At 54.7% G+C, this 20,068-nt stretch carries 18 protein-coding genes; 1 reads left to right on the forward strand and 17 read right to left on the reverse strand.

The window, feature by feature from the left end; genetic code table 11:
• The first annotated feature begins 3 nt into the window (after positions 1–3).
• The gene (locus GN208_RS07360; RefSeq protein WP_004238468.1) at positions 4–528 is read left to right on the forward strand and encodes a DciA family protein; all 525 of its coding nucleotides are present in this window, start codon (positions 4–6) and stop codon (positions 526–528) included.
• A 78-nt stretch (positions 529–606) separates the two neighbouring features.
• On the opposite strand, the gene lpxC is transcribed toward GN208_RS07360, so the two are convergent.
• The 17 genes from lpxC to cra all read right to left on the reverse strand — a co-directional run bounded on the left by lpxC (position 607) and on the right by cra (position 20,038).
• The gene (gene lpxC / locus GN208_RS07365; protein WP_004238467.1) at positions 607–1,524 is read right to left on the reverse strand and encodes a UDP-3-O-acyl-N-acetylglucosamine deacetylase; all 918 of its coding nucleotides are present in this window, start codon (positions 1,522–1,524) and stop codon (positions 607–609) included.
• 98 nt (positions 1,525–1,622) lie between these two features.
• Positions 1,623–2,780 carry a cell division protein FtsZ gene (gene ftsZ, locus GN208_RS07370; RefSeq protein WP_004238466.1) on the reverse strand — a complete coding sequence of 386 codons (1,158 nt, stop codon included), beginning with the start codon at positions 2,778–2,780 and terminating at the stop codon, positions 1,623–1,625.
• Between the two features lie 61 nt (positions 2,781–2,841).
• Positions 2,842–4,098, reverse strand: a complete 1,257-nt coding sequence (gene ftsA / locus GN208_RS07375) for a cell division protein FtsA (RefSeq protein ID WP_004238465.1) — start codon at positions 4,096–4,098, stop codon at positions 2,842–2,844.
• A gap of 34 nt (positions 4,099–4,132) precedes the next feature.
• A complete protein-coding gene (gene ftsQ / locus GN208_RS07380) occupies positions 4,133–4,936 on the reverse strand; it encodes a cell division protein FtsQ (RefSeq protein ID WP_004238464.1) in 804 nt (267 codons plus the stop codon).
• Between the two features lies 1 nt (position 4,937).
• A complete protein-coding gene (locus GN208_RS07385; RefSeq protein WP_004238463.1) occupies positions 4,938–5,855 on the reverse strand; it encodes a D-alanine--D-alanine ligase in 918 nt (305 codons plus the stop codon).
• A gap of 2 nt (positions 5,856–5,857) precedes the next feature.
• Positions 5,858–7,324 carry a UDP-N-acetylmuramate--L-alanine ligase gene (murC, locus tag GN208_RS07390; RefSeq protein WP_048884199.1) on the reverse strand — a complete coding sequence of 489 codons (1,467 nt, stop codon included), beginning with the start codon at positions 7,322–7,324 and terminating at the stop codon, positions 5,858–5,860.
• A 25-nt stretch (positions 7,325–7,349) separates the two neighbouring features.
• Positions 7,350–8,423, reverse strand: coding sequence for an undecaprenyldiphospho-muramoylpentapeptide beta-N-acetylglucosaminyltransferase (gene murG / locus GN208_RS07395; protein ID WP_004238461.1), 1,074 nt, complete (start codon positions 8,421–8,423; stop codon positions 7,350–7,352).
• On the reverse strand, positions 8,420–9,613 hold the full coding sequence (gene ftsW / locus GN208_RS07400; RefSeq protein WP_004238460.1) for a cell division protein FtsW: 1,194 nt from the start codon (positions 9,611–9,613) through the stop codon (positions 8,420–8,422). Before ftsW ends, murG begins: the two co-directional genes overlap by 4 nt.
• Positions 9,610–10,926, reverse strand: coding sequence for a UDP-N-acetylmuramoyl-L-alanine--D-glutamate ligase (gene murD, locus GN208_RS07405; protein ID WP_004238459.1), 1,317 nt, complete (start codon positions 10,924–10,926; stop codon positions 9,610–9,612). Before murD ends, ftsW begins: the two co-directional genes overlap by 4 nt.
• Before the next feature lie 2 nt (positions 10,927–10,928).
• Positions 10,929–12,011 carry a phospho-N-acetylmuramoyl-pentapeptide-transferase gene (mraY, locus tag GN208_RS07410; protein WP_004238458.1) on the reverse strand — a complete coding sequence of 361 codons (1,083 nt, stop codon included), beginning with the start codon at positions 12,009–12,011 and terminating at the stop codon, positions 10,929–10,931.
• Positions 12,005–13,378: a UDP-N-acetylmuramoyl-tripeptide--D-alanyl-D-alanine ligase gene (murF, locus tag GN208_RS07415; protein WP_004238457.1), complete on the reverse strand. Its 1,374-nt coding sequence runs from the start codon at positions 13,376–13,378 to the stop codon at positions 12,005–12,007. The genes mraY and murF overlap by 7 nt, the downstream gene beginning before the upstream one ends.
• Positions 13,375–14,862: a UDP-N-acetylmuramoyl-L-alanyl-D-glutamate--2,6-diaminopimelate ligase gene (murE, locus tag GN208_RS07420; RefSeq protein WP_015422919.1), complete on the reverse strand. Its 1,488-nt coding sequence runs from the start codon at positions 14,860–14,862 to the stop codon at positions 13,375–13,377. The genes murF and murE overlap by 4 nt, the downstream gene beginning before the upstream one ends.
• Positions 14,849–16,642, reverse strand: a complete 1,794-nt coding sequence (gene ftsI / locus GN208_RS07425) for a peptidoglycan glycosyltransferase FtsI (protein ID WP_046024167.1) — start codon at positions 16,640–16,642, stop codon at positions 14,849–14,851. Before ftsI ends, murE begins: the two co-directional genes overlap by 14 nt.
• A gap of 7 nt (positions 16,643–16,649) precedes the next feature.
• Positions 16,650–16,967, reverse strand: coding sequence for a cell division protein FtsL (gene ftsL / locus GN208_RS07430; RefSeq protein ID WP_004238454.1), 318 nt, complete (start codon positions 16,965–16,967; stop codon positions 16,650–16,652).
• Entirely contained in the window at positions 16,964–17,905 is a 942-nt protein-coding gene (gene rsmH, locus GN208_RS07435) for a 16S rRNA (cytosine(1402)-N(4))-methyltransferase RsmH (RefSeq protein ID WP_004238453.1), read from the reverse strand. The genes ftsL and rsmH overlap by 4 nt, the downstream gene beginning before the upstream one ends.
• A complete protein-coding gene (gene mraZ / locus GN208_RS07440; RefSeq protein WP_243828324.1) occupies positions 17,906–18,364 on the reverse strand; it encodes a division/cell wall cluster transcriptional repressor MraZ in 459 nt (152 codons plus the stop codon).
• Positions 18,365–19,033: 669 nt separating this feature from the next.
• On the reverse strand, positions 19,034–20,038 hold the full coding sequence (gene cra, locus GN208_RS07445) for a catabolite repressor/activator (protein ID WP_004242044.1): 1,005 nt from the start codon (positions 20,036–20,038) through the stop codon (positions 19,034–19,036).
• Positions 20,039–20,068: the final 30 nt, after the last annotated feature.

Raw genomic sequence — 20,068 nt, forward strand, 5'->3', positions numbered from 1 at the left:
GTGATGCGCGACAGTCAGCCAGTTTCCCTTGAAAGCCTGCTGGAAAGCGGGACTAAGGATAATAATACCCTTAAAAGTATTCAGCAGCGTGCTGTCGTGTTACTTAAACTCAACCGCGCCGTTCTGGCGCTGCTGCCTGCGATGCTTAAACCACACTGCCGCGTGGCTAATTATCGCAAACAACTGTTAATTCTGGAAGTCTCTAATGCGGCACAGATGACCCGGCTGCGTTACGAACTTCCCGCACTGCGTTCTGCACTGCGCCGGGAGATTTTACCATCATTATCGGCCATCGACATCAAAATCAATCCGTCATTGATGAAATCATCAGCAACAGGGTTACCGGGTGGTGATAAAAGCAGCAATTCAGATAGCAGAGGGCAAAAAACAGCGGAGCCGGGACGGAGATTAAGTGCGGAGAGTGCCAATTCACTGAAAGCGCTGGCGCAGAGAAGTCCGGAAAAACTGAGGAAGAAGCTGGAGAAATTGGCTGCACTGGCCGGAGAGAGTACCAGTGCAGCAGATTAAGCAGACGGTTATTTGGTAAATAACGTCAGTGACAGGAGTGTCAGGGTCAGAGCAACGAGCTGTGGCGCCATGACCTGATTACGCCAGTACGGTTGACGGTGCACGGAATGCAACCGGCATCTGTGCTTCGTTCTCGAATGTCACGAGTTCCCAGGCGCTCTCTTTAGCCAGAACAGCCTGAAGTAACTTGTTATTCAGTGCGTGACCGGATTTGAATGCGGTAAAGGCACCAATGATATTGTGGCCGCACATAAACAGGTCACCGATAGCATCCAACATTTTGTGACGGACAAATTCGTCTTCAAAACGCAGGCCATCTTCATTCAGTACGCGGTAATCATCCACCACGATGGCACAGTCAAAACTTCCGCCTAAACATAAGCCTTTGGACTGGAGATATTCAATATCCCGCATGAACCCGAAGGTACGTGCACGGCTGATATCCCGGACAAAGTTTTCCGCAGAGAAGTTCATCGCGTAGCGCTGAGTGCTGGAATCGATCGCCGGATGGTTGAAATCGATAGTGAAATCTAAGCTGAAACCGTTAAACGGAGAGAGTTCAGCCCACTTATCACCATCTTCAACACGGACGGTCTCTTTCAGACGCAGGAATTTCTTCGCACTGCTCAGTTCTTCAATACCGGCATCCAGTAACAGGAATACGAACGGGCTTGCGCTGCCATCCATAATCGGGATTTCAGCGGCATCGACTTCGATAACCAGGTTATCAATGCCGAGTCCGGCCAGTGCTGCGTTCAAATGCTCAACCGTGGAAATACGTACGTTGTCTTCATTTACCAGACAAGTACATAACATCGTATCACGCACGGATTTCGCATCTGCCGGAAAATCGACAGGCGGATTAAGATCAGTACGGCGATAGATGATCCCGGTATTGGCCGGTGCCGGACGCATTGTCAGCGTAACTTTTTTGCCGGTGTGTAAACCTACACCCGTAGCCTGAACAATACGCTTTAATGTTCTTTGTTTGATCATCGTTTCTGTCTCGTTTGATTAACTGTCTCCCTGTCATTATAAACTAATGACAAGGGAGATAGTTTAGCACAAAAAGCGGAGATGCAAATCTTTTCGGTTTAATCAGCCTGTTTGCGTAAGAAAGCCGGGATATCTAAATAATCCGGTTCTTTATTGCTCTGGGCTGAAGAATCGTTGACAACCTGTGCCACTGATTTGCTCTCATCCATGCTGGTCATGCTGTTTTGCATTTGTGCATAACGATGTTCCATGTTGTTGGTCTGCACCGCTTTATTGGTTACCAGCGTGATTTCAGGACGTTTGTCCATGCCGATACCGGTCGCGACCACAGTCACACGCAGTTCATCGTTCATTTCAGGGTCTAAGGAAGTACCGATAACCACAGTCGCGTTATCCGATGCAAATGCACGGATAGTGTTACCCACAGTTTCGAACTCATCCAGACGCAGGTCAAAGCCCGCGGTGATGTTAACCAGCACACCACGCGCACCTGACAGGTCGATATCTTCCAGCAGCGGGCTGGAAATCGCCATTTCGGCAGCTTCTTCCGCACGGTCTTCACCGCGCGCCACGCCGGAGCCCATCATCGCGTAACCCATTTCTGACATCACAGTACGGACGTCCGCAAAGTCAACGTTCATCAGGCCCGGACGGGTGATCAGTTCTGCGATACCCTGAACCGCGCCGCGTAACACGTCGTTGGCGGCACCGAAGGCATCCAGCAGTGAGATCCCGCGGCCTAATACTTTCAGCAGTTTGTCATTCGGGATGGTGATCAGTGAGTCAACATGCTTGGATAACTCAGTAATCCCCTGCTCGGCGAATGCCATGCGCTTTTTGCCTTCAAAGTTGAACGGCTTGGTCACCACAGCAACAGTCAGGATGCCCAGCTCTTTGGCAACTTCAGCAACAACAGGTGCCGCACCGGTTCCTGTACCGCCGCCCATACCGGCTGCGATAAAGACCATGTCCGCACCGTCGAGTGCATTGCGCAGCGCTTCGCGATCTTCTTCCGCCGCGTTACGGCCCACTTCCGGGTTTGCACCCGCACCCAGGCCTTTGGTGATTCCGTTACCAATCTGGATAGTCTGGCCGACGGCGGTTTTACGAAGCGCCTGAGCGTCCGTATTCACAGCGAAGAACTCAACGCCTTCGATGCGTTCACGGACCATATGCTCAACAGCGTTACCGCCGCCCCCGCCGACGCCGATGACTTTAATCACCGCGTCGTTGGTCAATTCCATCGGTTCAAACATAATCTCTCTCCGTTTTGTGCCTTTCTTATATGGCGGCTATTATCGCCAGCCTTAATACAAATTAAAATTCTTTTCTGAGCCAGCCAGTTAATTTTTTAAACCAACTGCCCACCGAGGCACGTTTTTCTGTCTCGGTATCGCCGACCAGGTGAGATTCTTTTCCGTAATGCAGCAACCCTACCGCTGTAGAGTAATACGGTTCCTGCGCATAATCCGTTAAGCCGGTTATATTAAGCGGTTGTCCGATACGAACCTGTGTATGGAAAACACGCTGGGCGCACTCAACCAGTCCGTTAATCTGAGCCGCACCACCTGTCAGCACGATACCAGCGGCCAAATGGTGTTTGACACCCTGCTGACGTAATTGTTCCTGCACTTTCAAAATTTCGTCATTAACCAGATTGAGTAATTCGGTGTAACGCGGCTCAATAACTTCGGCTAATGTCTGGCGCTGTAAACTGCGCGGCGGACGCCCGCCGACACTCGGTACTTCCAGGGTTTCGTCTTTGCTGACCAGAGACCCCAGCGCGCAGCCGTGACGGACTTTAATGGCTTCCGCATCATTCGGCGGCGTGCCGAAGGCGTACGCGATATCGCCGGTCACCACATTCCCTGCATACGGGATAACACGGGTGTGACGCAGTGCGCCGCCGGTGTAAATCGCCATATCCATGGTGCCGCCGCCGATATCCACGACACAGACACCCAGCTCACGCTCATCTTCCGTCAGTACCGCGAAGCTTGATGCCAGACCGGCAAAAATCAGCTGGTCAACTTTTAGTCCGCAGCGCTCAACGGCTTTGACAATATTCTTTGCCATGTCGTTATGACAGGTGATCAGATGCACTTTCGCCTGCATCCGCACACCGGATAATCCCACCGGATTTTTAATGCCTTCCTGGTAATCGATGGCATATTCCTGCGGGATCACATGCAGAACGCGGTGCTCGTCGCGGACACGGACAGATTTCGCCGTATGCACCACATTTTCCACATCTTCCTGGGTCACTTCTTCTTCTGAAATCGGCACCATACCGATTTCATTCTGGCAGCTGATGTGTTTGCCGGATAACGCCAGATAGACTGATGATATCTGGCAGTCCGCCATCAGTTCCGCCTGGTCGATGGCACGCTGAACGCATTTTACCACCGACTCCAGATCATTGACGCCGCCTTTGTCCATTCCGCGTGACGGGCAGTTACCCGCACCGATAATGTTCACCACACCGTCCGGCAGAATTTCACCAACAAGCGCAGATACTTTGGCGGTGCCTATTTCGAGGCCGACGACTAATTTTCTATCCGTTGCTTTGATCATTGTTATTCTGCCCGCCTTCTTTACCTGTTATGTCTTAATGTCCGTTTGCGAAAGGATCGATCTGCAATGGCGCCCAGCCGACCGCAGCACCGCTGTCATAGCGGAGATCGACATAATCAACCCGTTTGTCCTGTTCCTGCGTCAGGGTCGGATACAGCTCGATGAAACGCTGTAACCGGCCTTTGGTATCCAGCCGTCCGAGTTCAACCCGGACATCATTATCCAGCACAAGCTGCCAGGCATGACGCGGTGACATTGAGGCTGATTTGATTTTCAGCCCTGCCCCGCTGAGCTGCTGCGCCATTTCACGATACCCGCTCAGTACATCCTGTTCACTGCCCTGTGCTCCGTAGAGCATCGGGAAAGAATCTTTTTCTGTCAGTTCCGCCGGCAGGCTGAAAACCCGCCCGGCGTCATCAACCATCTGTGAGTCATTCCAGCGTGCATACGGCACATACTCGACCAGATGAATTTTTAATTCGTCCGGCCACTGCTTGCGCACAGTGACCTGACGTAACCACGGGATCCGTTCCAGCTGCTGCTGCACTTCATTGACATCCAGTGTCATGAACGTACCGGGCGTTCCGAGGGATAACACCGCTTTGCGCACATTGTCGTTTGTCGTGTAATGGCGCTCACCGGTTAATACCAGTTTTGACATCGGCAGGCGGTCTGCATCTTTCATCCAGTTCAGCACCATCAGCCCCCCCCAGACCAGCGTTCCCAGCACCATCAGGAAAAACAGCAGTCCGGCAAGGTATGCGCCGTTACTGGGACGTGAACCGTCATAATCCGTATCCGGATCCGGTTCACGCATATTCAGTGCAGCCTGTGACATATCAGTCCGCCAGTGCCAGAACGTCCGCCACAAAAGCGGAGAAGCTCATGCCTGCCTGACGCGCCGCCTGCGGCACCAGACTGTGGTTGGTCATACCAGGGGAAGTGTTCACTTCCAGCAGGTAGAACTGCCCGTCACTGTCGAGCATCACATCCACACGGCCCCAGCCTTCACAGCCCACGGCTTTGTAAGCAGCTTTTGCCAGCTCACGGATTTCTGTCTCGCGTGCCCCTTCGAGGCCCGGGCAGAAATATTGTGTGTCGTCAGAAATATATTTGGCTTCGTAGTCGTAGAACACCGCCGCCGGCTGAATACGGATAGACGGCAGCATCTGCTCACCGAGGAAGCCCACGGTGAATTCCGGGCCGCTCAGCCATTTTTCCACCAGCACGTCTTTGTCGTGTTTAAACGCTTCTTCCAGTGCCGGACGCAGCGCCTGCGCATTATCCACTTTGGACATACCGACACTTGAACCTTCCAGGCTTGGTTTGACAATCACCGGATAACCCAGCGGTGCCACACCCTGCTGCAATTCTTCATCGCTGATCTGCGCGAAACGGGCTGCACTGATGGCGAAATACGGCGCAATCGGCAGACCTGCGCCCGCCCACAGCTGTTTGGTGCGCAGCTTGTCCATAGAGAGTGCGGAGGCCATGACACCACTTCCGGTGTACGGCAGTCCCATCTGCTCCAGGCAACCCTGCAGTGTGCCGTCTTCCCCGCCGCGGCCGTGCAGCGCGATAAAGACTTTGGTAAAACCGTCTTCCTTCAGACGGGTAACCGGATACTCTTTGGTATCCACACCGAATGCATTAATACCGGCTTCTTTTAAACCGGCGAGCACCGCCGCACCTGAAGCCAGGGAGACTTCACGTTCTGCGGATGTACCGCCCATCAGTACCGCGACTTTTTCAGTCATTCTTAATTATCCTCACTCAAAACCGGCCGTAATTTTGTGTCAGCCAATGTACGCGCTATTTTACCGATATTTCCGGCGCCTTGAACCAGTATTAAATCATTATCTTCAAGAACCTGTGCCAGAACCGCTGCAATTTTGCCCGGTTCGGTGACCAGAATCGGATCCAGCTTACCGCGCTGGCGGATTGTGCGGCACAGCGAGCGGCTGTCCGCCCCCGGAATGACCGGCTCACCGGCGGCATACACATCCAGCATCAGCAGGATATCGACCTGATCCAGCGTGTTGGCAAAATCATCATACAGGTCACGGGTACGGGTGTAGCGGTGCGGCTGAAACACCATCACAATCCGCTTATCCGGCCAGCCTGCTCTTGCCGCTTTGATAGTCGCATCCACTTCGGTCGGGTGATGGCCGTAATCGTCCACCAGCATCACACTGCCCTCTTTCTGGTTGACGTGCTCCAGCGGGAAGTTGCCGAGGAAATCAAAACGGCGCCCGGTACCCTGGAATTCACGCAGAGAGGCCAGGATATCCTCATCCAGAATGCCTTCTTCTGTCGCGACCGCAATCGCCGCGGTGGCATTCAGGACGTTGTGACGGCCCGGTGCATTCAGTTCCACAGTCAGATCCGGCAGATTCTCCCGGTGAACGGTGAAGAAGCACTGTGAGCCGCGCTGTTCAAAATCTGTGATACGGACATCCGCATCCTCATGAAAACCGTAGGTAATCACATAACGGCCGATACGCGGTACGATTTCGCGGATAACCGCATCATCCATACACACCACAGCCAGGCCGTAGAACGGCAGGTTGTGCAGGAAATTCACAAAGGTGTCTTTCAGGGTTTCAAAATCACCGTGATAAGTATCCATGTGATCCGGCTCGATATTGGTGACCACGGCCACCATCGGCTGTAAATGCAGGAAAGAAGCATCGCTTTCATCCGCTTCCGCAATCAGGTAACGGCTTGAGCCGAGACGCGCATGCACACCGGCAGCTTTAACCAGCCCGCCGTTGACGAAGGTCGGATCCAGGCCGCCGCGGCCGTAAATACCGGAAATCATCGCCGTGGTGGTGGTTTTGCCGTGAGTACCGGCAATCGCCACACCGTGGCGGAAGCGCATCAGTTCCGCGAGCATTTCCGCGCGGCGGATCACCGGAATACGGGCTTCACGCGCCGCAACAATTTCCGGGTTATCCGCTGAAATGGCGGTGGATACCACCACCACACTGGCGTCTGCCACGTTTTCCGGACGGTGATTGAAATAAATCGTCGCGCCCAGGTTAGTCAGCTGTTTTGTTACCGCATTCGGCGCCAGATCAGACCCGCTGATCTCATAACCTTCGTTCGCCAGCACTTCCGCTATCCCGCCCATACCGGCACCGCCGATACCGACAAAGTGAATGTGCCGGACACGTTTCATTTCCGGAATGAAGGATCGTAATTTCGCCAATTGCTGTGTATTCACGTTATTTCTTCGCTATATCAATTCGTTAGTGTTTTTTCGCTGCCGCGATAATTGCATCCGCCACCCGTTTGGTGGCATCGGTAATTGCGACACTCCGTGCTTTTTCCGCCATGGTCAGCAGGCGTGGTCTGTCCCACTCGCGTAACTGCTCTGCCACCGCCTGTGCATTAAAGGACGGCTGTTCCATGATAACCGCAGCACCCGCCTGTTCCAGCGGCAGCGCATTCCAGTATTGCTGGCGGTCTTTATGCAGGAACGGCACAAAAATCGCACCCAGCCCGACCACCGCGATCTCACTGACGGTCAGCGCCCCGGAGCGGCAGATAACCACATCCGCCCAGGTATAAGCTTCAACCATGTCATCAATAAATTCTGTGACTGTCACACTGTCTGACGCATTCTGCGCGTTATACAGCGCTTGTGTGCTTTCCGCACTGCCTTTACCGGCCTGATGGCGGATACAGACTGCATCCCCCATAATCCCGGCCACTTCCGGCAGGGTCTGATTCAGGATACGCGCGCCCTGACTGCCGCCGATCACCAGAATACGGATTGGCCCTTCACGTCCGGCAAAGCGTTCTGCCGGGGACGGCAGACTGAGGATATCCTCCCGCACCGGGTTACCGACCACCGGAGCCTGCGGGAACGCTCCCGGGAATCCCTGTAATACTGTGGTGGCGATTTTCGACAGCCAGCCGTTGGTCAGCCCGGCCACACCGTTCTGCTCATGCAGGATCACCGGAATACCACAGCGCCAGGCGGCCACACCACCGGGACCGGAAACAAACCCGCCCATGCCGAGCACGGCATCAGGCTGGTAGTCACGCATAATTTTTTTCGCCTGTTTTACCGCTTTCGCGATACGGAACGGCGCGGTGAGCAGCGCTTTCACGCCTTTGCCGCGCAGACCGGTAATCTCAATAAAATCGATATCAATGCCGTGTTTCGGCACGAGCTGAGCTTCCATCCGATCACGGGTACCCAGCCAGCGGATTTCCCAGCCCTGACTCTGTAAATAGTGCGCAACCGCAAGCCCCGGAAAGACATGTCCGCCACTACCACCGGCCATCACCATCAGACGGGGGGCTTTATTACTCATCGCGCTCTCCTTGAGAATGCCTGGGCTTTTGCCAGGCGTGTTTCAAAATCAATCCGCAGCAGCAAGGCAATGGCTGTGGTCATAATCACTAAACTCGAGCCGCCGTAACTGATCAGCGGCAGCGTCAGCCCTTTGGTCGGCAGCATGCCGGAGGCTGCACCGACGTTAACCAGGGCCTGGAAGCTGAACCAGATGCCGATGGCACAGGCCAGAAAACCGGCAAAACGCTGGTCGATCATCAGTGCGCGGCGGCCGATAACCATGGCGCGGAATGCGACAAAAAAGACCATCAGCAGCACCAGGATCACACCGAAATACCCCAGTTCCTCACCGAGGATGGCAAAAATAAAGTCGGTATGCGCTTCCGGCAGGTATTCCATTTTCTGAATGGAGTTGCCCAGCCCCTGACCGAGATAATCACCGCGCCCGAAAGCCATCAGTGACTGTGTTAACTGGTAACCGCTGCCGAACGGATCTTCCCACGGGTCAAGGAAGGAGGTTACACGCCGCATACGGTAAGGTTCGGCAATAATCAGCAGCACCACTGCCGCGACACCGCCGCCGATAATCGCGATAAACTGCCACATTTTGGCACCGGCGAGGAAAAGCAGCGCCAGTGTGGTGACAAACAGTACCACCACGGTACCGAGGTCCGGCTGTAACAGCAGTAACACCGCCAGCACAAACATCACGCCCATCGGCTTGCAGAATCCCCAGAAGTTATTTCTGACTTCATCCACCTTGCGCACCAGATAGCTCGCGAGATAAACAAACAGTGCCAGTTTCGATACTTCCGCAGGCTGAATACGCATCGGCCCGATAGCTATCCAGCGTGATGCCCCGTTAACCGAGCTGCCCACGCCGAGTACCACAATCAGCCCGCCGATCGTACCAATCAGCAGTAATGTGCTGTAGCGCTGCCACATTTCCAGCGGGAACCGCATAATCACCGCAGCGATAATAAAAGCAAAAATTAAGAAGCCGCCGTCACGCTTGGCAAAATAGAAAGGATCATCCGCCAGACGCTGCCCGACAGGCATAGAGGCGGAAGTCACCATCACAAAGCCAATCGCGGCCAGTCCCAGTGCAAACCACAGCAGTGTCCGGTCATACATCACGACCGTACTGAACTCGCCGTTACGCTCGCCGATCATCCAGTTTTTAAAACGCTGTGATCCGGGGAATCTCATGCCGCTAACTCCCGTGCCAAACGGGCAAATTCACGCCCGCGCTCTTCAAAATTACGGAACTGATCCAGGCTCGCACAGGCCGGTGATAACAGCACCATATCCCCGGCGGCCAGTGACGGCGCCAGTGCCCGCATTGCCTGCTCCATGGTATCTGTCAGCAGAGAGACATCCGGACGCAGCTGCGCCAGTTGTTCGCCGTCACGCCCGAAGCAGTAAAGACGGATTTTTTCGCCGCTCAGGTACGGCAGCAGCGGAGAGAAATCCGCTGATTTACCGTCACCGCCGAGCAGCAGATGCAGACAGCCGTCCACCTGCAGGCCGTTCAGCGCCGCTTCAGTACTGCCGACGTTGGTGGCTTTGGAATCATCAATCCAGCGGATCCCGGCAGATTCATGTACCAGCTGAAAACGGTGCGGCAGACCGCTGTAAGTGCGCAGTGCTTTCAGTGCGCCTTCACGCGGGATATTGACCGCATCTGCCAGTGCCAGGGCTGCCAGGGCATTACAGTAGTTGTGCTGGCCGTGCAGGATCATCTCACTGCAGTTAATAATTTTTTCACCGCAGAAGCAGAGTGCCTGCTCATCGGTATCCAGCCAGTAATCCCCGGTTTCGACGCCGAAGCTGACATATTCTGCGCGGTCACAATCACAGCCTGGCTGTGTCAGTGCATCTTCCGCGTTATACACGCAGACGGCAGCGTCGTGATAGACACGTAGTTTTGCCGCACGGTACTGCTCCAGTCCCTGCGGGTAGCGATCCATATGATCTTCCGTGACATTCAGAACAGTGGCCGCCGCCGGTTTCAGGCTGAATGTGGTTTCCAGCTGAAAACTGGATAACTCAAGCACACAGAGCTCGTAATCGTCTTTCAGCAGTTCCAGTGCCGGCAGGCCGATATTACCGCCGACACCGGTACGCAGACCGGCACAGCGCCCCATTTCCCCCACCAGGGAGGTCACGGTGCTTTTGCCGTTTGAGCCGGTGATCGCCACAACCGGGACAGTCACTTCGCGGGCAAATAATTCAATATCGCCGATAATTTCCGCACCGGCCTGCGCCGCTGCCTGCAGTTGCGGGGTACTGACCGCCACTCCCGGGCTTGCGATAATCAGGTCTGCATCCAGCAGCCACTGCGCTTCAAGACCACCGCAGTGACACTGAACGCTGTCCGGCAGCTTATCGATGCCGGGCGGGGAGATGCGGGTATCCATCACCTTCGGCGTAACGCCGCGTGACAGAAAAAAGTCCACACAGGAAAGCCCGGTTAAACCGAGCCCGACAATCACAATGTCTTTCCCCTGATAATTCGTCATGATTAACGTACCTTGAGTGTCGCCAGACCGATCAGCACTAACATCAGGGAGATAATCCAGAAGCGGACAATCACCCGCGGCTCAGGCCAGCCTTTTAATTCATAATGGTGATGAATAGGTGCCATCCGGAAAATACGCTGACCGCGTAATTTGAAGGATCCGACCTGTAAAATCACCGACAGAGTTTCCACCACGAATACACCGCCCATAATCAGCAGCAGGAATTCCTGACGCAGCAGAACAGCAATGGTACCCAGCGCGCCGCCGAGTGCCAATGAACCGACATCACCCATAAAGACCTGTGCCGGATAGGTGTTAAACCACAGGAAGCCCAGCCCTGCCCCGACAATCGCGGTGCAGACAATCACCAGTTCCCCGGCATGCGGCAGATACGGGATATGCAGATAATGCGCGAAATTCACGTTACCGGTCGCCCACGCCACCAGCGCAAACCCGGCAGCCACAAAGACGGTCGGCATAATCGCGAGACCATCGAGGCCGTCAGTCAGGTTCACCGCGTTACTGGTGCCGACAATCACGAAATACGCCAGCAGGATATACAGCACACCCAGCTGCGGCATCACATCTTTAAAGAACGGCACCACCAGCTGGGTTGCCGGGGTATCTTTACCGATGGCATACATACTGAACGCCACAGTCAGCGCCAGCACGGACTGCCAGAAATATTTCCAGCGGGCAATCAGCCCTTTGGTGTCTTTGCGCACCACTTTGCGGTAGTCATCGATAAAGCCGACAATACCGTAGCCGATCAGCACCAGCAGCACACACCAGACATACGGGTTGTCCAGACGCGCCCACAGCAGAACAGAAATGGCGATGGAGAACAGGATCATCATGCCGCCCATGGTCGGGGTACCGCGCTTGCTGAAGTGCGATTCCGGCCCTTCGCTGCGGACAACCTGGCCAATCTGCATTCTCTGGAGATACGCAATCACATGCGGCCCCATCCATAATGCGATAATCAGCGAGGTCAGCAGGCCGACGATGGCGCGGAACGTCAGGTAAGAGAAGACGTTAAACGCGGTATGAAACTGCACCAGATACTCAGCCAGCCAAATCAGCATGGGACATTCTCCTGCAAGGCGTGCACAACTTCTTCCATTGCGGAGCTGCGTGAACCTTTAACTAAAATTGAAATTGATGAATGCTGTGCCACCAGAGGTGCCAGCGCAGCAATGAGGGTTGTTTTGTCAGCGAAATGGTGTCCCTGACACTCATCACTGATAAAATGACTGAACTGACCTGCGGTGAACACCGCATCCAGCCCGGCATCACGGGCAGCCTGCCCGACTCTGCGGTGACTCTCTTCGGCGTAACCGCCCTGCTCGCCGATATCCCCGGCAACCAGCACGCGGTAACCCGGTAATTGTGCCAGCACACGGATTGCCGCAATCATTGAGCCGTCATTAGCATTGTAAGTGTCGTCAATCATCAGCTTGCCCGGTGCCAGTTCAACCGGGTATAACCGTCCCGGTACGGCGCTGGTTTGTGCCAGACCACTGCAGATATCCACCAGTGTCGCCCCGGCAGACAGTGCCAGTGCCGCCGCCGCGAGAGCATTGGCAATATTGTGACGGCCCGGCAGCGGCAGGGTGACAGCGGTGCTGCCTGCCGGTGTGTGCAGGGTAAAGTCAGTGGTCAGCGGGTTCATCACCACATCTGCCGCGTAAAAATCGGCCTGCGGGTGCGGATCAACGGAGAAACTCCAGCGGGTCTGACGCGGGGTCAGATGTGCCTGCCAGTGAGTGACATCATTGCTTTCCAGATTGATGACAGCGGTGCCTTCGTCAGTCAGTCCGGTGAAAATTTCCCCTTTTGCCTGCGCGATGGCTTCTGCGGAACCGAACTCGCCGATATGGGCGGCAAACAGGTTATTCACCAGTGCGGTCTGCGGGTGTGTCATGGCAGCGGTATAGGCGATTTCGCCGGTGTGGTTGGCACCCAGCTCAATCACCGCAAACTGATGTTTTTCTGTCAGGCGCAGCAATGTCAGCGGTACGCCGATATCATTATTAAAGTTCCCGGCGGTAAACAGGGTTTCGCCAGCCTGCTGTAAAATCGCCGCCGTCATCTCTTTGACAGACGTTTTGCCGGACGAACCGGTCAGCGCCACCACTTTCGCCTGACTGCGGTCACGGTTGCCTTTCGCCACCGCCCCCAGCGCAAGGCGGGTATCTTTAACAATAATCTGCGGACAGTTCACGTCCATCCGGCGGTTCACCAGGACGGCGGCAACACCTTTCGCTGCCACATCCGCAATAAAATCATGAGCATCAAAACGTTCACCGGCCAGGGCGATAAACAGCGCACGTTCACCGATAGTGCGGCTGTCCGTGGTGACACTCTCAATCCGTTCTGATGCCGCGTGGCCGCTGAGGATAAGCTCCCCGGCGGTCAGTTGTGCGATATCAGCGAGGGAGAACGGGATCATGCCATTACTCCCAGCAGGCGGGCGACGGTCAGGCGGTCGGAGTAGTCCAGACGGCGGTTGCCGACCAGCTGATAATCCTCATGCCCTTTTCCGGCCACCAGCACCACGTCATCCGGTTTTGCCTGCATCACCGCAAAGGTGACGGCTTCCGCACGGCCCGGGATCGGCAGTGCACGGGAGGTATCAACCAGCCCGGCCATAATGTCATTGATAATCGCCTGCGGCTCTTCGCTGCGCGGGTTATCGTCGGTGATCACCACCACATCGGATTCCTGCTCGGCAATTGCGCCCATCAGCGGACGTTTACCTTTGTCGCGATCACCGCCGCAGCCGAAGACACACCACAGTTTGCCTTTGGTATGCAGACGCGCCGCACTCAGTGCTTTTTCCAGCGCATCCGGGGTGTGAGCATAATCGACAACAACTGTCGGGCGGTTATCCGCGGTGAAAACTTCCATCCGGCCGCAGACCGGGGTTAACGCGGTTGCAGCGCGCAGCAGTGTATTCAGGTCATAATCCAGTGCCAGCAGGGTTGCCGCAGCCACCAGCAGGTTACTGACGTTAAAGGCGCCCATCAGCGGGCTGTCCAGCTCACCATTGCCCCAGCTTGAGGTAAAGGTGATGTGCGCACCGCTGTCATGATAATCCACAGAAACCGCTTTCAGGAAACGCCCCTGCCAGCCGGCCGGCAGATTATCATCCATCGTGACCGCGACCGCTTCCGGTAGTTTTGCCAGCCATTTCAGCCCTGTCTCATCATCCGCATTAATAATTTTTTGTTCGCTGTGATGGGTTGAGAACAGCAGCCATTTGGCGGCTTCGTAGTTGGCCATATCACCGTGGTAATCGAGGTGATCACGGCTTAAGTTAGTAAAGACCGCAGCCCGGAACGGCAGTGCCGCCACACGGCTTTGTACCAGTCCGTGAGAGGAGACTTCCATCGCCGCCACTGTGGCACCTTTCTTCGCCAGTTTGTCCAGCTCGAGCTGGATATCAACAGCTGAACCGGTGGTGTTTTCAGTCGGGATCACATGCCCGAGCAGCCCGTTACCCACCGTTCCCATCACGGCACTGGTTTCGCCCATCGCCTGAGTCCACTGCGCCAGCAACTGGGTGGTGGTGGTTTTACCGTTAGTGCCGGTCACGCCGATCAGTTTCAGGCGTTCCGCCGGGTGGTGATAAAACTCTCCGGCCAGGCGGGATAATTTTTCATTCAGGTGGCTGAGATACACCACCGGTACACCATGCAGAACCTGCACACTGCCGTCTTCCGCCGCACCATCCGCTTCCGCGACCACAGCAGCCACACCCTGGGCAATGGCCTGAGGAATGTAGTGACGTCCGTCGGACTGGTGGCCTTTAACCGCCAGGAACAGATCACCGGCAGCCGCTTTGCGGCTGTCCAGGGTCATATCACGTAACGCCTTAGCCGGTGCATCAACACCGAGCGGCGCGAGTAAATCGCGCAAATTACGATCTGCCACTTGTACCCTCTTTTGGTTTATTAATAACCACTTCATTAGTTTGTTCTTCCGGTGTCAGCGCATCGGGTTCCACGTTCATTGTCCGCAGAACACCGCCCATGATGGCACCGAATACCGGTGCAGAGATCGCACCCCCGTAATACTTGCCGCCCTGCGGGTCGTTGATAATCACAACCAGTGCAAAACGCGGACGGCTTGCCGGTGCAACCCCGGCGGTGTAAGCGATATAACGGTTCACGTATTTGCCGTCATCGCCCACTTTTTTCGCGGTCCCGGTTTTAATGGCCACGCGGTACCCTTTAATCGCAGCGCGCGTTCCGCCGCCGCCCGGTAACGCAACGCTTTCCATCATCTGAACCACGGTTTTCATCACCGGCTCAGGGAAGACGCGGGTGCCCGGCACCGGCGGATCCACTTTTGTGATGGACAGCGGGCGGTAAATCCCGAAACTGCCGATTGTTGCATAGGCCCGTGCTAACTGTAACGGTGTTACCATCAGCCCGTAACCGAAAGAAAAGGTGGCCCTTTCAAGCTCAGACCACCGTGTTTTTTTACTTGGGTATATGCCACTGCTTTCTCCGACCAGCCCCAGATTGGTCGGTTTTCCCAGCCCGAAACGCGAATAGACGTCCACGAGTTCCTGAGCGGGCATCGCTAACGCAAGTCTTGAGACACCTACGTTACTCGACTTCTGTAAAATACCGGTGATGGTCAGTTCGGCATAACGCGCCACGTCTTTGATTTCATGACCACTGATCCGGTACGGATAAGTATTCACCACGCTGTTCGGTTTGATGATGTTGTTGTGCAGTGCTGTCATCACCACCAACGGTTTTACCGTCGAGCCCGGTTCAAAAATATCGGTGATAGCGCGGTTACGCATAGCATCTTTCGGCGTGCCCTGGAGGTTGTTCGGGTTATAGGACGGGCTGTTCGCCATCGCCAGAATTTCCCCGGTGTTCACATCCACCAGAATCGCCGTGCCGGATTCCGCTTTGTTCAGTGCCACCGCACTGCTGATTTCGCGGTATACCAGCGCCTGTAAACGCTCATCAATACTGAGTGTCAGGTTGTGCCCGGCCTGACTTTCGCGGGCGATAGTATCTTCAATAACACGGCCGCCGCGATCTTTACGGACTGTCCGCTGCCCCGGAACCCCGGTCAGCCAGCGGTCAAAGCTTTTCTCAACCCCTTCAATCCCTTCATCATCAATATTGGTGACACCAATAATGTGAGCAGTCACAGAGCCGGACGGGTAATACCGTTTTGATTCCGCCTGTAAATAAATCCCCGGCAGATTCAGTTTTTTCACATAATCGCCGATAGTCGGGTTCACCTGACGCGCCAGATAGACAAAGCGGCCTTTCGGGTTCGCCGTGACTTTGCTTTTCACCTGTTCGAGCGGGATATTCAGCGCTTCGGACAGTGCGCGCCAGCGGGTGTCATCCCCTACCCCGCCTTTGTCGGCTAACTCTTTCGGATCAGCCCAGACGGCGTTTACCGGCACACTGACCGCCAGCGGACGCCCCATACGGTCGCTGATCATACCGCGTGCGGTCGGGATCTCCTGGACGCGCAGCGAGCGCATATCGCCCTCTTTGACCAGCATGTCCGGGTTGATAATCTGTAAATACGCGACCCGGATCAGCAGGGCGGCCAGGGCAAGCCCGATACCGCCGCATAACAACGCAAAACGCCAGCTGATAAAACTGGCTTTTTCTTCCGGACGTTTGATACGGGCTCCGCCCTGCGTTTTGCCTGCTGATTTTCTGCTTTTCATGCCTTCGTCATTTTGTTACGACAATTTTTTCGTTTGCCGGATCCACATGCTGCATACTGAGACGCTCAACGGACAGGCGCTCAACACGGCTGTGATCCCCCAGGGCGTTCTCTTCCAGAATCAGGTTACGCCATTCGATATCCAGCGAGTTACGCTCCAGCACAAGATGTTCCCGCTCTGCGGTCAGCAGACGTGTTTTATGTGCCGTGATGACTACAAAAATCGCGCTGACGATCACTGCGATAAATAAAATCGCAGGGATAAATCCGTGGCGCAGCAGGTCACGACAAATAACGCGGGCTAAATTGTGCCGTTCTGTGGTCATGCTTTCTCCGCAAAGCGCAGTACCGAACTGCGGGCACGCGGGTTAACACTGATTTCCTGCTCTGACGGTTTCATTTTTCCGGCCAGTTTCAGTGCCGGTGTGCCGTGCGCTTTCAGTTGTTCTTCCGTCAGCGGTAATCCGTGCGGCACCTGTGGTCCGCGGCTTTCATCACGCATAAACTGCTTCACAATCCGGTCTTCCAGCGAGTGGAAGCTGATAACCGATAACCGGCCGCCCTGAGCCAGAATGCCCAGTGCGCCGGTCAGCGCCTGGCGGATCTCATCCAGCTCGCTGTTGACATAAATGCGGATAGCCTGGAAGCTGCGGGTCGCCGGATGCTTGTGCTTTTCTTTCACCGGAGACACAGCGGCAATTAAATCCGCCAGCTGTTTTGTCCGCGTCAGCGGCTCTTCGGTTTTATTGCGTTCAACAATCGCGCGGGCAATCCGTTTCGAAAAACGCTCTTCGCCGAAATTTTTCAGCACCCACGCAATATCTTCTTCTTTGGCTTCAGTCAGCCACTGTGCAGCGGAGATCCCGCGGGTCGGATCCATCCGCATATCCAGCGGCCCGTCACGCATAAAGGAGAATCCGCGTTCCGCGTCGTCCAGCTGCGGGGAGGACACACCCAGATCCAGCAGAACGCCATTAATCTGTCCGCCCAGTTCCAGATCATTCACATAACCGGCGATACCGGAAAACGGGCCGTGAATAATGGAAAAACGCGGGTCGTCAATCTGTGCCGCAGCGGCAATCGCCTGCGGATCCCGGTCGATGGCGATCAGACGCCCCTGCGGACCGAGTTTTGATAAAATCAGGCGGGAGTGCCCGCCGCGGCCGAATGTGCCGTCGATATAAATGCCGTCTTCGCGGATCTGTAATCCGTTGACGGCTTCATCCAGTAAAACACTGGTATGCTGAAACTGACTCTCTGCCATTTAAAGTGATAAATCCTGTAACCGGGCGGATAAAGGTCCGGATGCCGTCTGCCCGGCAGCAATATCATCCTGTACCTGCTGATACCACGTCTGCTCATCCCACAGCTCAAACTTGTTGAACTGCCCGACCAGCATGACTTCTTTGGTTAACCGCGCATGTGTGCGCAGTGTACCGGCTAACAAAAGACGTCCCGCACTGTCCATCTGACATTCCGTGGCATGGCCCAGCAACAGGCGCTGAACACGGCGCTCTGTGGGATCCATGGTGGACAATTGTGCCAGTTTCAGTTCGATCAGTTCCCACTCCGGTAAGGTGTAAAGCAGCAGGCACGGCTGGTAGAGATCGATAGTGCAGACCATCTGACCTTCCGACTTTTCAGCAAGCAGCGACCGGTACCGTGCCGGTACGGTTATGCGCCCTTTGCTGTCAAGATTAACCAGTGTTGCCCCGCGAAACATTCGTTTCTCCGCTCAGTTTTGCCCTGAATTACCACTTTCACCCACAATTCCCCACCAACAGAGTTTACGAATGGTAGGAAAAGCTTGTCAAGCCAGAGCTGACAAGGTTTCGTTTCCGCTGTCGGGGAATAAAGGGGTGAGAAAATATGGGATTTTTTGCTTCAGGGAACAGAAGTGAGGTAACACACTGATTCAAATCAGAAAAAAATTCACATAATACGCACTCGGCTAACCGGGGCAAATTATACCGAATCTGGCGAAAGAAAGATGCATTTTTGCGAGGTGTCCCTCACTTTCAGGATAAAAATTCACCATCACCGCAAAGACCCCGGGATTTTTGTTCCGGTCATCTGTGCTGTTACTTTCTGTTACACAGCGTGATTATTTGATATTTGAAAATTTAATATTCAGTTTATCAATAGCATAACTGTCACAAAACCGGGCTAATGATATTCTGCGGCATATACCCTTAATTGGAGTAAGTGAATTTCCGGGGAATGAAAGGTGTAGTGTGAAAATTGTCAATTTCTGTCAATCAGCAGAATTGAAAAAAATTCTTAGGATTCCTCTCAAAAAGGGTTTTTCATCTGTTTCCGGACAAACCAAACAAAAATACCTATACGTTTCCGTACAGGTATCGGTAAAAATAATGATTTTACTGCCTGAATATTACCGGCGGCTCAGACTTCCGCGACGGCACAGATCACGACGGATCCGGGTGATACCCGCAGCCGGTTTCTGTTTTTCATCCAGACTGGCCAGTACCAGCTCCAGCACACGCTCCGCAATATCGCGGTGACGCTGCGCCACGGACAGTACCGGACACTCAAGGAAATCAAGCAGTTCATGATCACCGAAGGTCGCGATCACCAGTTGCCCCGGCAGACGGCCGCTGCGGGCCAGCGTGGCATCCATCACCCCCTGTAACAGGGCAAATGAGGTGGTAAACAGCGCATCCGGCATCGGATTGCTTTCCAGCCAGGTATCAAACGCTTTGGCGGCGGCATCACGCTCATAGCTGTCGGCATAGAGGAAATTCACGTTACGTGCATCCCCTTCCCAGGCTTCGCGGAATCCCTGTTCACGCAGGAAACTGACGGAAAGTTCCGGCAACGCGCCGAGATATACCACCGATTCTGCCGGGAACTGACGCAATTCGGATGCCAGCATTTTGGCGTCCTCAAAGTCATCCCCGACCACACTGATAAAGTGCTCATTTTCCAGTGCGCGGTCAAGCGCGACAATCGGCAGGGAGCGGTTTGCCCAGCGCTGATAGAACGGATGCTCCGGCGGCAGTGCGGTGGAAACGATAATCGCATCCACCTGACGCTGTAACAGGTGTTCCACACAACGGATTTCGTTGTCAGGCTGGTCTTCAGAGCAGGCAATCAGCAACTGATAACCACGGCTGCGCGCCTGGCGCTCCAGATAATTTGCGATGCGGGTGTAGCTGGTGTTCTCCAAATCCGGGATCACCAGTCCGATAGAGCGGGTACGGCCTGCACGCAGACCGGCAGCCACCGCATTCGGATGGTAATTATGTTCACGAACCACCGCCATCACTTTTTCGACAGTTTTGTCACTCACACGATATTGTTTTGCTTTTCCGTTGATGACATAACTGGCCGTCGTGCGCGACACACCGGCAAGGCGGGCGATTTCATCCAGTTTCACGTTAACCCCTTACAAATCAGGAAACGGCCC

It is taken from the genome of Morganella sp. HSTU-ASny43 (assembly GCF_022819185.1).
Taxonomy (GTDB): Bacteria; Pseudomonadota; Gammaproteobacteria; order Enterobacterales; family Enterobacteriaceae; genus Morganella; species Morganella morganii.

Bases quoted from the DNA above. Each gene is read 5' to 3' on its own strand.
- rsmH (WP_004238453.1), bottom strand. From the start codon at position 17,905: ATGGCAGAGAGTCAGTTTCAGCATACCAGTGTTTTACTGGATGAAGCC.
- ftsQ (WP_004238464.1), bottom strand. From the start codon at position 4,936: ATGTCACAGGCTGCACTGAATATGCGTGAACCGGATCCGGATACGGAT.
- GN208_RS07360 (WP_004238468.1), top strand. From the start codon at position 4: ATGCGCGACAGTCAGCCAGTTTCCCTTGAAAGCCTGCTGGAAAGCGGG.
- lpxC (WP_004238467.1), bottom strand. From the start codon at position 1,524: ATGATCAAACAAAGAACATTAAAGCGTATTGTTCAGGCTACGGGTGTA.
- ftsI (WP_046024167.1), bottom strand. From the start codon at position 16,642: ATGAAAAGCAGAAAATCAGCAGGCAAAACGCAGGGCGGAGCCCGTATC.
- mraY (WP_004238458.1), bottom strand. From the start codon at position 12,011: ATGCTGATTTGGCTGGCTGAGTATCTGGTGCAGTTTCATACCGCGTTT.
- ftsL (WP_004238454.1), bottom strand. From the start codon at position 16,967: ATGACCACAGAACGGCACAATTTAGCCCGCGTTATTTGTCGTGACCTG.
- murF (WP_004238457.1), bottom strand. From the start codon at position 13,378: ATGATCCCGTTCTCCCTCGCTGATATCGCACAACTGACCGCCGGGGAG.
- mraZ (WP_243828324.1), bottom strand. From the start codon at position 18,364: ATGTTTCGCGGGGCAACACTGGTTAATCTTGACAGCAAAGGGCGCATA.
- GN208_RS07385 (WP_004238463.1), bottom strand. From the start codon at position 5,855: ATGACTGAAAAAGTCGCGGTACTGATGGGCGGTACATCCGCAGAACGT.
- murG (WP_004238461.1), bottom strand. From the start codon at position 8,423: ATGAGTAATAAAGCCCCCCGTCTGATGGTGATGGCCGGTGGTAGTGGC.
- ftsW (WP_004238460.1), bottom strand. From the start codon at position 9,613: ATGAGATTCCCCGGATCACAGCGTTTTAAAAACTGGATGATCGGCGAG.
- murD (WP_004238459.1), bottom strand. From the start codon at position 10,926: ATGACGAATTATCAGGGGAAAGACATTGTGATTGTCGGGCTCGGTTTA.
- ftsA (WP_004238465.1), bottom strand. From the start codon at position 4,098: ATGATCAAAGCAACGGATAGAAAATTAGTCGTCGGCCTCGAAATAGGC.
- ftsZ (WP_004238466.1), bottom strand. From the start codon at position 2,780: ATGTTTGAACCGATGGAATTGACCAACGACGCGGTGATTAAAGTCATC.